The following is a 15,422-nucleotide window of genomic DNA, read 5'->3' on the forward strand; positions in this document are numbered from 1 at the left end:
AATGGTACTCTCAAGTTTTAACTATCAAATTAGCGAATAACTTGCCCTGTTAACGCATCACGTATTTGGCTTGGCAGCTGATAACCTAAGGTCTCACCTTTAAGGTATCCAACATATGCGTTTGAGCTTTCATTGTTATGTAAAAAATAATCTTGTGCTCCGCTAAGCGTCAGGGCAGGAGCACGACCTGATGGATTACAGCTTGTCGAGACGACAAAGCCATAGGGATTATCAACAGACACCATTTGCTCGCACAGTTGCTTGACCAGTGGATGATCTATCACCCGTACAGCAATACTGCCGTGAGCACCGGTTATCCATGATGGAATAGCAATCGGTAGATTGTGTGAAACAGGCAATAGCCAAGTATGCGCTTGTTTGGCGGTAGTATTTTTCGAATCCGTTTGCCAGCTATCAATTACCCTTTGACGTTGGTCAAAGCTCAAAGCTTCTAGCAGAACTGCAATGCGGCTAGGACTGTCAGTAACCACAATCATCCCTTTTTCTATAGGGCGCTGCTTGATAGCAAGTAGCTGCATGACCGCTTGCTTGTTGAACGGGTCACAACCAATGCCCCACACGCTTTCGGTTGGGTAAGCAAGTAGCTGCCCTTTTTTAAGCCAAGTCGCTGCTTGGATAACGGAATCAGTAATAAGAGGGGTAGATAAGGACATAAACAACGCCTTTAGAACAAAGAGGATGAAAAGAAGTGATGTATATCTATATTACAAGCAATGCAGCGCTATAAGAATATTTGACGCCATAAGTATAATTAAACACGCGAATAGCGTCCACCTTGGACCGTCACTGCGCCTAATAACTCAAGCTCCATTAACTGCCCAATTAATTGAGCGGGTGCAAGATCAGTCACAAGGATAAGCGCGTCCAAATCTTGACCGCGCCAATCTAATTTGTCAAATAAGGGTATTAGGTGCTCAGGTATGCTAATACTGGCTACTGTTGTGATTTTCTCAGATCTGACTTGCTCAGATTTAATCATTTTTTTGCCAGTAATAGGTGGTGTAGATACTGACTGATTGAGACTTTGAGGATTCGAGCGATTATCAGTTTGCTGCTGAGGTTGGCTTGGTAGTTGCACACTAATATCATCCAATACCTGCTGGGGATGATAAATTAAGGTCGCACCTTCTCGTATTAGATGATGGCAACCTTCAGCATTCGCGTTATCAATATGGCTAGGAATTGCAAAGACTTGCTTACCCTGCTCAGAGGTTAAGCGCGCAGTAATTAATGAGCCGCTGTTAATCGTCGCCTCTGTGACGATGGTCGCAAGGCTCAACCCTGCAACCAAGCGATTACGACGGGGAAAGGTATGCTTATGTGGCAGCGTATGCGGTAACAGCTCACTGATAATACACCCGCCTTGTTCTATAATCTGACTAAATAATTTATCGTGATGATTGGGGTAATTCACATCGATACCCGTGCCCATGACACCAACTGTACGACCTTGAAATGCGACATCTGTCTGCGCCAGCGCACCAAGATGGGCGCGCTTATCTACGCCAATAGCAAGTCCACTAGTAATCACGTAGCCTGCCTGCGCAAGATACTGTGCTATATCAAAGGTGATTTTTTGCGCATGTGCCGTGGGCTTACGACTACCAACAATAGCGATTTGTGCCCAACATAATAATTCACTATTACCGCGATAAAATAACAGCGGCGGTGGATCATAGATGCCTAATAGCTGAGTAGGATAGTTGGGTTGGTCGGCAAATAATAGACCGTACTTCTCTTCTATCAATGCTTGTTGAATGGTGTCGATGCTGGCGCGCGTTTGCTCTGGATGTTCATGACGGGCTAAATGGCTATGATGAATCCCTAATTGACGCCACGACTCGACGCCAGCTTGCCATGCCAGCTGTGCACCACCATAGTGATGAATCAGTTTATGATAGGATGATAATGACGCGTTTAACTCAAACCACAACGCCAGTATTGCACGCTGCTCATCTGATAAAATAAAGGTAGCTACCGTCATCATCGTATGACTCTTATAAGCTTATTTAAGATCTTCTCGCTAAAACTTGAGACAGTATTATAAATAAGGAGGTGGCAATAGCTGATCACCAACGTTCAGTGGCAGCTCAGACTCAAGCACATAAGCATAGCTGATATGATCAAAACTGTTAAATACCATTACCATACCGCTTGGTTCACTCGGTAAACGTACTGGTGTGTCATTGTCTTTGATATCGCGTATCACTGCGCCTTTCTGGTAGACAGTCAACACATCACCCGGCTTTGCACCATGTACGCGTCCTAAATTAATCGCAACCACGCTACCTTTAGCAGCTGAGCTAATAGAATCCATTACACGAACAATCATACCACCGCGATTGACGGTTGCAGGCGTTGGATAAAATACTGGCGGGATAGCATTGTCTAATTCAACAAACACCCGATCGCCTTCACGAACCTCTTTATCGTAACTATCGATAAGCTGTAAGCTTGTCACACCATTGGTTTCGGTAGACGTCACCAAGCCTGTCGCCACCTGTGTGACTTCTAAGCCGATGACTTTTTGTGTTTTGGGATCGACATACATCTCGCCCTCGCGGTAGACCCCATAACGCTGTCCAACGATGAGCGGCACACCTTTAGCATATACTTTATCGCCACTGGCTGTAATCAAGTTGCCTTTTTTGGAAGCTAGTATATAAGGTGTGGTATTAAAGTCTTGCGGATTGACAATCAATGTCTTATCAAGCCAATGCTGAATCGCAGACCATGGAATAGGCGGAATACTATTAACAGCCGAGGTGACCGCGACAGTTGTCGCAACCACATTGCCGGTCAGTTGCTTTTCAATACCTGCGCAGCCCTCGCCTGTATCAACACCTATCAAGGTTTTACCTTGTATGACGCATAAAATCAAAACGTCATTAGGGTAAATAAGATGGGGATTTTTGATTTGCTTATTGGTTGCCCAAATCTCTTTCCAGCGCCATGGACTGTCTAGATAACGTCCTGATATATCCCACAATGTATCGCCTTTTTTAACAATATAGCGATTGGGCGCATCAGCCTTAATAGTGGGCGGTGGATTGTTAGCGTGGGCAGTGCTCATCAGCAGTGCACCACTAAAAGTCGTAACCAACAGGGCCTTTGCTATATTTTTTAAGCTCATCTTCATGGTTATATCCACAATAGGTAACGCTGGTAGCGCCATAATTAAGACAACTTAAGTTGATTTATTCTACTTTTACTTAAAAACAATAATAAAGAAAAGATAACAACTTATAGTCCCTTATTATAACGTTTCTAGAGCAGCTTTCAGTGTTAGCGACTGATATGAATGACAGGTATGATTGCTAAAAAAGCGTCTGGTAAACCGATAAGCTACCGACACGATTTCTAATATTACAATTATATCTACCATAACACAATCATAAACACTCTTTTACAATAGCGTAACCTTAAACTGGATAGCCACATTAAAAAATAGCTAAGAAAGCGCTTATTAAACAGGATTTGGCGTCACATGCTGTCGAATTTGCTCAGCGACCAATTCAGCATCATTATCAAGTATTACCACATGCTGCGGTAAGCTCTCTAAGCCTTCGGTATGCGCTGGACGTGCAATATCTATGTGACCTATTGCTTCGACGATGGTATCGGCAAATTTCACCGGTAATGCAGTTTCGGCACAAACAATCACCTCACCTTCGCGCTGTAATTCTTTGGCAACCTTGATGCCGTCAGCGGTGTGCGGATCGACCAAATCGCCATATTGCTCATAAAGCGCTTTAATGGTTTGTAAGCGATCATTATGGGTCGACTTACCTGCTGCAAAGCCATAGCGCGTATTGACCGCCTCCATCAAATCAGGCAAATCAAAACCTTGACCAGACTTTACGCCCTCAAACAATTCATGGACGCGGGCGCTATCTTTGTCTAATAACAGATAAACAAAACGCTCAAAGTTAGAAGCTTTAGAGATATCCATTGAGGGGCTTGAGGTGATATAGGTTTTGGTGGTCGGACGCGGCTGATACGCACCTTGATTAAAGAAGTCGTTTAAGACATCGTTCTCATTGGTCGCGACGATTAGACGATCAACTGGCAGACCCATTTCGCGCGCGATATGACCGGCGCAGATATTCCCAAAGTTTCCTGACGGTACGCTAAAGCTGACTTTTTCATCATTGCTCGTAGTAACCGCAAAGTAGGCTTTAAAATAATAAACGATTTGCGCAAGGATACGACCCCAGTTAATCGAGTTGACCGTACCTAAGTTATAAGCCGCTTTAAATTCGGCATCTTGTTGCAGTGCTTTGACAATATCTTGGCAATCATCAAACATACCGTCGATGGCAATATTATGGATGTTTTTATCAGTCAAGCTATACATCTGTGCGCGCTGGAATTCGCTCATTTTGCCATGCGGTGACAGCATAAAGACTTCGATATTTTCTTTACCGCGCAGTGCATATTCTGCTGCACTACCCGTATCACCGCTGGTCGCACCGATGATGGTAATACGCGCGTCTTTTCTTTTAAGCACATATTCAAAAGCATTGCCTAAGAACTGCATAGCAACATCTTTAAATGCCAATGTCGGACCGTTTGATAAGCCTAGAATGTATAAATTGTCTTCAAGTTTACGGACAGGGACAATCTCATCAGAACCAAATACCTCAGCGGTATAAGTACGCTCAATAATATCTTGCAAATCAGCTGCAGGAATATCGGTGGCAAAGCGCTGCATAATCGCCATCGCAAGCTGTGGATAGCTGAGCGTACGCCATTCAGTCAGCGTCGCACTATCAATACTTGGATAGTGCTCAGGCAACATCAAGCCACCGTCTGGTGCAAGACCCATTAATAACACCTCACTAAAATCCATCGGCGCTGTCTGACCACGGGTACTGATATATTTCATTAGATTGTCCTGTCCATAATGAGATGATTAATTAAAACAGTTTATTCAGCAGTTTTGTGCAACAAGGCATAATAGAAACCGTCGCCGCCCAGACTATCAATTGGCAAGCACTGACGACCAATCGCTTGTTCGATACCCCAATTGCACTCATCGCTAAATTCAATGGCTTCTACATTACTATAATGAGTCATAAAATCCTGCATCTGCTCAACGTTTTCTTGCTTTAGAATAGAGCAAGTGACATACAATAAATAACCACCAACTTTAAGCTGTGGCCATAGATTATGCAAGATATCCGCTTGTAACAGTGCTGTTTGCTCAACGTCTTCTTCAGTACGCAAGATACTGATATCAGGATGGCGACGGATGACACCAGTCGCCGTACAAGGTGAATCTAATAATATGGCGTCAAATACAAGCTTACTCTTTTTCTTACCTGCCCCTTGCCATGTGGTCGCATCAGCACAGACAATATCGAGCTCGATATTTTTCTCAGCTTGCTGCAAGTCGTGCTGACTAAAGCTCAAGCGCTGTAAATTATCATAAATACGTTCGATACGCGGCGCTTCATTATCGATGGCAGTAATCTTCACTTTCAAAACTCGAGGAACCGACTCACCATCTTGTTTCACGTGAAACAACGAAGACTCGTCTGAGCTGATTAATTCTAGCCAATGAGCAAGCTTACCACCCGGCGCTGCACAAGCATCTAAAATACGAATCTCGCTGTTATTAGTGTTATTCGAATCTATATCATCGGCTGCTTCATCGTTTTTGACACTCAGCTTATTAAGTAGCGCGCTATGGATAAGCGGTGCTGCAAGCTGAGCATGCATGTCTTGCACACTTGCCGCCCCATGAGCAAATTGCGGTAAAGCATTGACTGCGGTGCTTTGATGTAGTCTCAAGCCTTTGGTTGAGATAGGACTAGCAGCAGCTGTATCTAGCGAGTTGGGCAAATTAAAACCGCTCGTTAGCTCAACCAAATCTGCGTCAACCTCTGCCCCATCAAGTGCCTGCTGATAGCCCTCTACCGAAGTCATCGCTGTATTTGCGCGTAAGAACATAGGCGCAGGTTGGCGTAGACCCTGCATCAGATCATCATACTGCTCACTCCAATCTTGCTTAAGCTGATAGGCAAGCCAATTGGGTAAGCTGTGTTTTTTATCGCATTTCTTACGAAACTTACTGGGGTTTTTAGCGACTTTACGCAAAATGGCGTTGATTAGACCCGTCGCATGTGCAAACTCAATCTCTTTTGCCGCCTCAACCGTTTCATGAATCGCCGCATGATCCGCTACTTGCAAATAGAGCAGCTGCGTTAAACCGACTTGAATCGTCGTACGTACTTCTTTTTCATCAATAGGGTTATCAGCCAGACTATCGAGTAGACGCTCAAGGGCATACCACTGGCGCAATGCGGTGAGCAACAACGTATGGGCAAACCCTCTATCGCCGTCATGTAAGCTATTTAATAGCGGATCAAGGACGCTTGCTAGCGACTGACCATTTTGAATCGCCATCAAGGTGCGAATGACGCGGACGCGGACGCTACCATTCATGATAAGATTGCTTGATGGTTTAAGCTTATTGTTTCTTGGCGCAGTACTGGTTTGTCTCATTAAATTGAATTTCCTTGACGTCTAATCATTAGCGTCTTATGCGATTTGGATGATATAAGTAAATAAAATCAGTTCGTTTCTTTACTAAACTGGTCGCCATCATTGAGCTGATTGCCATGACAGAGCTGTTCGGCGGTCATCGGTTTACCACCAGCGAATTGTAGCTGAGTAATCGATAAAGTACTGGCGTGCGGCGTGTCAACATTATTATCAATACTGCTGTCATGACCACAGGCGACTAAGACTGCCTTGCGCCCTACACTAATGACCGTTCCTGCTGGTTTATCGGTTGTTTGAGTGTTATTAACAGGTAAGCTGGCCAATATCTTGACGCGCTGCCCTGCTAAAAAGGTATAAGCGCCGGGCCATGGGGTTAAGCCGCGAATTTGTCGTTCAATCAGAGTAGCTGACTGCGACCAATCTATTTCACCTTCAGTTTTGACTAGTTTTTCAGCATAATTGGCTTGGCTGTCATCTTGTGCTATAGCCTGAACCTGATAATTTAGTAAATCTTTTAGCACGGTAACAATAGCGGTTGCACCAAGCTCAGCCATTTTGTCATGTAGACTGGCGGCCGTATCATCAGCTTTAATAGGAGCACTGACTTTATAAAGCATATCGCCAGTATCAAGCCCTTTATCCATCTGCATAATGGTAATGCCAGTCTCACTATCACCAGCCAGTAAGGCGCGATGAATAGGTGCCGCACCGCGCCAACGTGGTAACAATGAGGCATGGATATTTAGGCAACCATAGGTTGGCGTATTTAAAACCCCAATAGGAAGAATCAATCCATAGGCAGCGACAATCATCACATCTGGCTGATAGCCACGTAGAGTCTCACGTGCCGTCACTCCCTCACTACTGGATTTTTTGAAGGTGAGAGGTTGCTCAACCGCAATACCATGTTCTAATGCCACTTGCTTTACCGCAGACGCTGTTAACTTTTGACCCCGTCCTGCTTTGCGATCGGGCTGGCTATAGACCGCGACAATATCTATATTAAGAGCTTGTTGCTGCTTGATTAACGCCTCAAGGCTTAGCGCAGCAAACTCAGGCGTACCAGCAAACACCACTCTCAATGACTCAGTAGAGCCTGATGTAGGATTATCTAGATTAGAAGATGAATCGGATTTAGAAGCAAGTGTCGTCATAGTTCAATAATATTAATAAGTAATAAAGCTATTATAGGTGAGTTTGTTACGTTGTGCCATGGCTGTCATAGCCACAATCGAACGCTACTAATGCGTCTTATTATTTTTATAATAGTAATAAGACTCAGTATCATTTTTCACGATGTTGTATATTATTAAGCTATCGATAGATTGTATTGATTTATCCTAGCCTAGTCATAAAAATGGTTGTTAAATTTAACGTAATCCTCTTAAATTCACTGTGTATTATCATGCTGACGTAGGGACATGCCTTTATGCCACAGTTTCAGTCTCTGCAACGCTTGTTGGCTTTTTATACTTTGACATTATTTGCGATGTTATTGTTGTATTACTTCATCCTGTTTCATGAGATGAAAAACGATAGCAAGCAGCACAGTGTAGAGGTTTTTCATACCTTGCAGTATCAGGTTTCTGAGCTTAATAATCCTATAAACCCTGTTGTGAAAAAGATAGTAGAAAAGCCGTTTTTGGCAGGAATCAGTTATCAGCTGATTTTTATGATGCCCTCTGGTCAAACTTATATTTACTATCATACTAAAGCGGATGAGCCTGAGTTTACTGGCCTCATGCTTCCAAGTAATGAGACTGCGCTATTATCCAATAAGCATACTCATAGCACCTATACTTTATCCAACAATAAACTGGTCGGCACCATTGAGCTTAGAAGCGGGCATAAATTCTATACCATCTTGCGTCATAAGCCGCTCGATATTAACTGGGTATCGTATCGCTATTGGCTGCCTTTAATGACCGCCATTATGTTTTTTACTTTGGCACTGCTCTATACCCTAAAGCGCCACGCCAATTGGGAGCAGTTGCTGCTTTATACCGATAATTTAAGCCGTCATGCAAAAGACGCTTATACGCCGCCGCCGTTTGTCAGCAAAGAATCTACGCCTGAATTTTTGCAATTGGGTCATGCGCTTAGTCGTATTAATTACCAGTTGCATCATAATCACCGCTATATTACTACTCTAAAGCATCGCCTAGAACGTTTGGTTGATCACGCCCCGCTGCCTATGCTAATGATTATGAGACAGGGTCAGATTAGCTTTTTTAATCAGCGTTTTGAGCAAGTATTTTCGACTGCCTTTCAAAATGATCGTCAGTACCAATTGACAGATTTTGTCTTTTCTGAAGATGACTCTATCCAGCTACTGCTGCAACAACTGACACATCTTCGTGTGACACGTACGCTTATGGTATATGGGCTGGCCAATAAAAAAGCGTATCAACTGCATATTACCCCGTGGTTTGGTGAGCACGGTCAAGTACAGGGTTTTACCGTACTACTGAATAATGTCAATGATTTGGTGAGCCAAAATACCCAGTTACAGCAACAAAATATAGAAATACAGCGACAACTTAGTGAATTTAACACGCTCAAATCAACGATGGGTCATGACTTACGGCTGCCATTAGAAGCCATGATTGACACTTTAGAACCAATTGATACCAGCGTTTTGACTGTCAAAGAACATCAAATTGTCACTACTTTGATTGAAACCAGTCATGCCATGCTCATTATGCTTAATGAGATGCTGGATATAGGAGAGATCGAGGTTCGAAAGACGCGTTTAGATATCAAAACGGTCGACATTTATAAAATAGGGCAGCACGTCAGTCATTTAGTGACAAAAGATGCAAGACAGCATGGACTTGAGCTCCTATATTTCTTTGCCCCTGATTGCCCTCGCCTCATCGATACCGATCATAAACGTCTGCAAGCAATCTTACGTAACTTACTCGATAACGCGATTAGATATACCAGTTCAGGTTATGTTGTACTGACGATTGAAGCCTTACATAACGAACAGCTACCTGCTAAGAACCCCATGTCGATTGATGACTTAACGGACAGCGCCCCTAACAAACCCTTGCCTAATGCTACCAACAAAAAAGCCAACCCAGCGCATGACTGGATTCGTTTTCGTATCCAAGATAGCGGTATTGGCGTAAAGGTAACCCAAAGAGATCAGTTGCACAGTTATTTTAGTCAGATGTCTACTCTAAAAAACTCACCAGCAGATCTGTCCAGTGACTTGCAAACGGCCAGCCGCATGCATACTCAAGTGACGCAAGCCGATGTAGTAGGACTGACAACAGCTCATAGTTTTGCTAAGTTATTAGGCGGTTTTATAGCGCTGCATAGCACACCTAATATTGGTAGCACCTTTGATCTTTATCTGCCTTGTCGAAATCCAGACTATCAACCTATCTACCATCTTAATCAACAGCTAACGCGCTTACATCTTATCGCTATTATCAATCAGCCCCTTGCGGCTGAACATCTAAGACGCTTATGTACTTATTTATCTATCACCCTCACTATTTTTGAGTCTACTGATAGCATGACCCTACAGCAGCTCAGCGACAAACTGATACAGAATCAGGGTACACTCGTGCCCATATTGCTCCTCGACTACGATTATTATGAAAGCATTACGCTTGCTTTATCCAATCAACCAGAGATAACAGATGAAGAAATGACAGAGACAAATCTGGTAGAAGAGCAAATAAAAGAGCAGCACTTACAAGACAAAGTGTCTATCAATAAAGTGTCTACCAATATTGATAGACAGCATACTTTAAATCATCTATTGGCCAATACTTCGCTACCAAAGATATTACTCAGTATGAAATCTGAGCGCCGCATTGCTTCTATGCTCCTAGATAAGTGTGATGGCTTTTTAACCAAACCACTGGATGCAAACTTATTATTGTCTGAGCTATTACGCTTATCACTCTCTAGCAGACAGACGCTCAAACAAGCAGCAGATATTGAGCATAGCGATAGCGCTATAGCATCAGCAGATGCTATGCCTACTAAAACTGTTGCGCCGCTGATCTTGGTGGTAGAAGACAGTCCCACCAATCAAAAAATCGCTTGCAAAATGCTCACCAAACTTGGTTATCGTAGTGTGGTGGCAGAAGATGGTCAGCAGGCATTAGACATGCTGCAAGCGCAGCGTCAAGAGATTGATCTTATTTTGATGGATTGTAGAATGCCGGTGATGGATGGATTGCAAGCAACTCAGGCGATTCGAGCGCAAGGCGATGATATCCCTATCGTTGCTCTAACAGCGAACAATACTGAAGACGACCGCTTATCATGCTTAGCGGTCGGGATGGATGAGTTTTTGGCCAAACCTATCAATAAGGATAAACTACAAGAAGTTATAGCAGCGCTGATTAAACCCTAAAAAACATTAGAGTCTCATGATATAAAATTCTCAGCAGGGTAAGACTGTTGTAGCAAAGGTCCTTTATTTCATAAAACCATTATCTGCTAGAAAAGCTTCGGTAATACTGCTCTGCGGGCTGCTATTGTCACTGTTTCCCTGCGACTTATTTAATAGACGCTCTAGATATCTGGCTACGATATCTACCTCTACATTCACCTTAGATCCTATCAGCCAATGCTGAGCAATATTGGTCACTTGCGCGGTATGTGGAATGATATTGAGCGAGACGATATTATCGCGTACTAGATTGGTGGTAAGGCTAATACCATCAAGGGTAATCGAGCCTTTGGTCGCGGTATAGTGTGCCAACTCTTTTGGTATCTCAATTTCGATATAAATAGAGCGCGCATCCTTTTGTAGCTTACTGACTACCCCGACGCCATCAACATGACCTGCGACGATATGGCCACCGAAACGTGTGGTTGGCAGCATCGCCTTCTCTAAATTGACCAGATGACCGGGCTTTAGATCTTCTAATGCCGTTCGCGCTATCGTTTCACGTGAAACATCGACAGAGTAATGATTACTACCGAAGTCTACTACTGTCAGACAGATACCGTTAGAAGCAATCGAGTCGCCAAGCTTGACATCACTAAAGTCTAGGTCATGTGATTCTATGGTCAAGCGTATATCACCGCCTGTAGGCTGCATCGATTTAACTTTTCCTACACTTTCTATAATTCCGGTAAACATATCAACCTCTTATCATTGCTTGATTTTCATTGTAGATAGTATTTGTCGTCTAAATACATCGTTAATAAGACTGCTTCACTTAATATCTTGCTAACATATAACAAAAACCGCTTTTATTAGTAATACACATACGCTATGACATATATCTTGGGATAAGTTGTGGATAAGTGACAAACAACCTCTATCGTTAAGCAGGAAACCTTTAGTTATTAACAAGTTATCCACAATTACCATTATTTGTATATAATATCTATATGACTAGTTGCAAGAATCTAAGTTATTGATTTAAATAATATTTAATGAGGTAAATACCTATAAACCCTAATAAGTCGTTTCATGTGAAACAAAGTTATACACAGTTTCATGTGAAACCAAGATCATTAGCTGCTTTTTATCCCCATTTACATGAATTCTCTTCGATCTTGTGGACAGACTGGACAATCAGTTAAAATCATATCGGCGATAACGTTAGTTTTAGATCTGAACCAAACTGCTCATGACCCTGAATAGTAAAGCGTAGCTGCTGAGCCAATGATAAAGGATTGATATCAACCATCGCACGCGCTTGTTGCCCAAGCAAACATGGCGCTTGATATACAATCAGCTCATCTACCAATTGCTGCTCTAAGAAGCTACCAGCAACACTGGCACCTGCTTCTACTAAGACGTCATAACAATGATACTCACTCACCAAACTCTTTAGTAATTCAACTAAACCTTCTTCGCGCCAATATAGCGTGTCAATACGTCGGCATAACTGATAATCCGATTGTAGATTGTGCTGTAAGCGCCCTCGCCTATCGAGTATCACCACTTTAGGATGTAAAATTTGTTCAGGCGTGATACCCAGTTGGCTAGAGCGTACGTTCAACTGTGGATTATCGACGATAACCGTTTCACTACCGGTAATAATAGCACCACTTTGCGCCCGTAGTTTTTGTACGTCTTCGCGAGCACTAGAACCTGTAATCCATTTGGATTCTCCTGTTGCCATCGCTGTACGACCATCAAGACTGGTGGCAATCTTTAGCCTGACATACGGCATTTGAGTACGCATGGCTTTCAAAAAACCTTTATTTAACGCTTCTGCCTGAGCGCTAAGGATGCCAACCGTTACCTCAATGCCTGCTTCCTGTAGCAACCGTACCCCGCGACCTGCAACCTGCGGATTTGGATCTAGCCCAGCAACGACAACCCGTATGACGCCAGACTCTAGCAGCGCTTTTGCACACGGCGGGGTACGCCCAGTATGACTACAAGGCTCTAACGTGACATAGGCGGTAGCGCCTACTGCTCGTATACCAGCATCTTTTAGAGCAAATACCTCAGCATGCGGCTGACCAGCTTTAGGATGAAAGCCTTGACCGACAACCTCCTCTGCTTGAACAATGACACAACCTACAGCAGGATTGGGTCTGGTGGTATATAAGCCAAGCTTTGCTTGCTCAATAGCAAGCATCATAAAATAGCGGTCTTTTGCATTTTGAGAGTGGTCTAAATTTGACATAAAAATGGGCTTATTAAATGATTGGTCACTATGATTGAAAGGCGAAGCTGCTAAACAGAAGTAAGAAACTCACAATCACCAAAACCTTAACTCAATGTTATTTTTCATTAGGGCGTATATTGGCAATCTCTTGATGAAAAGCATCTATATCCTGAAAGTCACGATACACACTAGCAAAACGCACATAAGCCACATCATCAAGCGTTTTGAGCTCACTCATAATGATTTCGCCAAGTACTTTACTGCTGACCTCACGCTCACCCATTTGCCGAACGCGTTTTTCAATTCGGCTAATCATCCCTTCTTGCTCATCGATAGTGATAGGACGTTTTTGTAGAGGCAATAAGATCGAGCGGCGCAATTTATCATTATCGTAAGGCTCAATCTTACCGCTGGACTTAATAATACGCGGCATCACCACTTCCACCACCTCAAAGGTAGTAAAGCGTTCTTGACAGCTATTACAAGAGCGTCGGCGACGCACTTGCGCGCCTTCAGCAGCAAGACGTGAGTCGATTACCTTTGTCTCTGACGCATTACAATAAGGGCAATGCATACGGCTTTCCTTGTCTTTATATGAAGCACTATTAAACCAGTTATCATCCTATCTTTACCGCTATATTATTCATATTGATAACCGTAAATAAGATTATTTACCGATGCAAAAACTGCCAAAAATCTTGCCAAGCAAATCATCGGCACTAAATTCGCCCGTAATCTCCCCCAAACTACGCTGCGCTTGACGCAAGCTTTCAGCGACTAATTCACCAGCTTTAAACACGGTTAGCTGCTCATGAGCTTCTGCCAAATATTCAGCCGTTCTTCTTAACGCATCTAGATGACGCGTCCGCGCGATTAAGCTGTTTTCAGGTGGATGAAACCCTACTTTAGCACACAGAGTTTCAATTAATTCATCAATACCTGCGCCTGTTTCACATGAAACATTCACTTGTTCATAACCACGATTATGAATCTGTTGTTGCGAAATAGCAGTGATCTCTTGGTTGCTACTATTGTTCAACAAATCACTTTTATTGGCGATAATTAGTAAGCGCTTGGCTTCTGGTAGCTCACCAAATAACTGCTCAGCGAGCTGTAATGGGGTGATTTCTTCTTCAAGATCACGGGTAACATCATAAACCATCAGCAGCATATCAGCCTGAATAATCGCTGTCCGTGCGCGCTCAATACCGATACGCTCGACCGTATCTTCTGTCTCGCGCAAGCCTGCCGTATCAGTCAAATGTAGTGTCAAGCCATTGAGCACCACAGTTTCTTGTAAGGTATCACGCGTCGTACCTGCCACATCAGTCACGATAGCGCGCTCTTGACCAGCTAGACGATTAAGCAAGCTTGATTTACCCGCATTTGGTCTGCCTGCCAATACCACATGAATACCGTCACGTAATAGCTGTCCTTGCTTAGCCGTTGCTAAAACCTGCTGGATTTTGGCTTTTGTCTGTTCAAGCTTATCTTGTATCACACCATCTGATAAAAAATCGACATCTTCTTCATCGGGAAAATCAATCGCTGCTTCAACATGTAGACGCAGATGAATCAATTGCTCAAGTAGCTGATTAATTTTTTGTGAGAACTCACCGCTAAGTGAGCGAATAGCGCTACTGGCAGCGGCAGCGCTGGTAGCATCAATAGCATCAGCAATCGCTTCTGCCTGTACCAAATCCAATTTATCATTATCAAAAGCACGGTACGAAAACTCTCCAGCACCGGCTTGTTTTGCGCCCAATTCAAAGACGCGCGCCAATAACTGATTTTGCAAAATCATACCGCCATGACCTTGCAGCTCAATCACATCTTCGCCAGTAAATGAGTGCGGACCCTTAAAATATAGCACCAGCCCTTCATCGATGACCGTACCATCTGCTTGATAAAACCGGCAGAAGCTTGCCATGCGCGGTTTAAATGCTGACTTACCCGTCAGCGTACAAGCAATGCTATACGCACGCGTACCAGACAGACGTATCACTCCGACCCCACCACGCCCAAGTGGCGTAGCAATAGCCGCAATGGTCGGTAGACTCGACAAGCCAGCATTATTTGATGACTCAGGGACGGCTAACGCCAACTCTTGGGTATCCACAAGCACTCTCAATAACTAAAAACCCCATTATAGACGGCTTAACGCACACTGACAAAGCAATCTTTAATGAGCGCTATAGCCTTATGAAAAACTACGCTCCCTCTTACTCAATAGCACTTGAGCAAATATAGCGTAAATTTAAGTGCGCATTGAGAGTAGACATGATGTAA

At 43.4% G+C, this 15,422-nt stretch carries 11 protein-coding genes; 1 reads left to right on the top strand and 10 read right to left on the bottom strand.

Going from position 1 to position 15,422, the window contains the following annotated elements; all coding sequences use genetic code 11:
* Window positions 1–29: 29 nt before the first annotated feature.
* The 6 genes from ABYU67_RS06305 to fmt all read right to left on the bottom strand — a co-directional run bounded on the left by ABYU67_RS06305 (window position 30) and on the right by fmt (window position 7,685).
* Window positions 30–674, bottom strand: coding sequence for an L-threonylcarbamoyladenylate synthase (locus ABYU67_RS06305; RefSeq protein ID WP_372844154.1), 645 nt, complete (start codon window positions 672–674; stop codon window positions 30–32).
* A gap of 98 nt (window positions 675–772) precedes the next feature.
* Window positions 773–2,008: a DNA-processing protein DprA gene (dprA, locus tag ABYU67_RS06310; RefSeq protein WP_372844155.1), complete on the bottom strand. Its 1,236-nt coding sequence runs from the start codon at window positions 2,006–2,008 to the stop codon at window positions 773–775.
* Between the two features lie 54 nt (window positions 2,009–2,062).
* On the bottom strand, window positions 2,063–3,196 hold the full coding sequence (locus ABYU67_RS06315; RefSeq protein WP_372844156.1) for a LysM peptidoglycan-binding domain-containing protein: 1,134 nt from the start codon (window positions 3,194–3,196) through the stop codon (window positions 2,063–2,065).
* Between the two features lie 291 nt (window positions 3,197–3,487).
* Entirely contained in the window at window positions 3,488–4,909 is a 1,422-nt protein-coding gene (gene thrC / locus ABYU67_RS06320; protein ID WP_372844157.1) for a threonine synthase, read from the bottom strand.
* Window positions 4,910–4,950: 41 nt separating this feature from the next.
* Window positions 4,951–6,531 carry a transcription antitermination factor NusB gene (locus ABYU67_RS06325; protein WP_372844158.1) on the bottom strand — a complete coding sequence of 527 codons (1,581 nt, stop codon included), beginning with the start codon at window positions 6,529–6,531 and terminating at the stop codon, window positions 4,951–4,953.
* A 68-nt stretch (window positions 6,532–6,599) separates the two neighbouring features.
* Window positions 6,600–7,685 (bottom strand): methionyl-tRNA formyltransferase, encoded by a 1,086-nt coding sequence (gene fmt / locus ABYU67_RS06330; protein WP_372844159.1) that lies wholly within the window; start codon window positions 7,683–7,685, stop codon window positions 6,600–6,602.
* Between the two features lie 275 nt (window positions 7,686–7,960).
* On the opposite strand from fmt, the gene ABYU67_RS06335 reads away from it, so the two are divergent.
* Window positions 7,961–10,909 carry a response regulator gene (locus ABYU67_RS06335; RefSeq protein WP_372844160.1) on the top strand — a complete coding sequence of 983 codons (2,949 nt, stop codon included), beginning with the start codon at window positions 7,961–7,963 and terminating at the stop codon, window positions 10,907–10,909.
* A 63-nt stretch (window positions 10,910–10,972) separates the two neighbouring features.
* On the opposite strand, the gene ABYU67_RS06340 is transcribed toward ABYU67_RS06335, so the two are convergent.
* From ABYU67_RS06340 to mnmE, 4 genes are all read right to left on the bottom strand, one after another.
* Window positions 10,973–11,644, bottom strand: a complete 672-nt coding sequence (locus tag ABYU67_RS06340) for a riboflavin synthase (RefSeq protein ID WP_372844161.1) — start codon at window positions 11,642–11,644, stop codon at window positions 10,973–10,975.
* A 451-nt stretch (window positions 11,645–12,095) separates the two neighbouring features.
* On the bottom strand, window positions 12,096–13,151 hold the full coding sequence (ribD, locus tag ABYU67_RS06345) for a bifunctional diaminohydroxyphosphoribosylaminopyrimidine deaminase/5-amino-6-(5-phosphoribosylamino)uracil reductase RibD (protein WP_372844162.1): 1,056 nt from the start codon (window positions 13,149–13,151) through the stop codon (window positions 12,096–12,098).
* A 97-nt stretch (window positions 13,152–13,248) separates the two neighbouring features.
* Window positions 13,249–13,707, bottom strand: coding sequence for a transcriptional regulator NrdR (gene nrdR / locus ABYU67_RS06350; RefSeq protein ID WP_011514769.1), 459 nt, complete (start codon window positions 13,705–13,707; stop codon window positions 13,249–13,251).
* Between the two features lie 93 nt (window positions 13,708–13,800).
* Window positions 13,801–15,252, bottom strand: coding sequence for a tRNA uridine-5-carboxymethylaminomethyl(34) synthesis GTPase MnmE (gene mnmE, locus ABYU67_RS06355; protein WP_372844163.1), 1,452 nt, complete (start codon window positions 15,250–15,252; stop codon window positions 13,801–13,803).
* Between the last annotated feature and the right edge of the window lie 170 nt (window positions 15,253–15,422).

It is taken from the genome of Psychrobacter sp. (assembly GCF_041554015.1).
Lineage (GTDB): Bacteria > Pseudomonadota > Gammaproteobacteria > Pseudomonadales > Moraxellaceae > Psychrobacter.

What these genes read in the sequence shown, in the direction of transcription:
- dprA (WP_372844155.1), bottom strand. Translation starts at nt 2,008, where the DNA reads ATGATGACGGTAGCTACCTTTATTTTATCAGATGAGCAGCGTGCAATA.
- ABYU67_RS06335 (WP_372844160.1), top strand. Translation starts at nt 7,961, where the DNA reads ATGCCACAGTTTCAGTCTCTGCAACGCTTGTTGGCTTTTTATACTTTG.
- thrC (WP_372844157.1), bottom strand. Translation starts at nt 4,909, where the DNA reads ATGAAATATATCAGTACCCGTGGTCAGACAGCGCCGATGGATTTTAGT.
- nrdR (WP_011514769.1), bottom strand. Translation starts at nt 13,707, where the DNA reads ATGCATTGCCCTTATTGTAATGCGTCAGAGACAAAGGTAATCGACTCA.
- fmt (WP_372844159.1), bottom strand. Translation starts at nt 7,685, where the DNA reads ATGACGACACTTGCTTCTAAATCCGATTCATCTTCTAATCTAGATAAT.
- ribD (WP_372844162.1), bottom strand. Translation starts at nt 13,151, where the DNA reads ATGTCAAATTTAGACCACTCTCAAAATGCAAAAGACCGCTATTTTATG.
- ABYU67_RS06315 (WP_372844156.1), bottom strand. Translation starts at nt 3,196, where the DNA reads ATGGCGCTACCAGCGTTACCTATTGTGGATATAACCATGAAGATGAGC.
- ABYU67_RS06305 (WP_372844154.1), bottom strand. Translation starts at nt 674, where the DNA reads ATGTCCTTATCTACCCCTCTTATTACTGATTCCGTTATCCAAGCAGCG.
- ABYU67_RS06325 (WP_372844158.1), bottom strand. Translation starts at nt 6,531, where the DNA reads ATGAGACAAACCAGTACTGCGCCAAGAAACAATAAGCTTAAACCATCA.
- ABYU67_RS06340 (WP_372844161.1), bottom strand. Translation starts at nt 11,644, where the DNA reads ATGTTTACCGGAATTATAGAAAGTGTAGGAAAAGTTAAATCGATGCAG.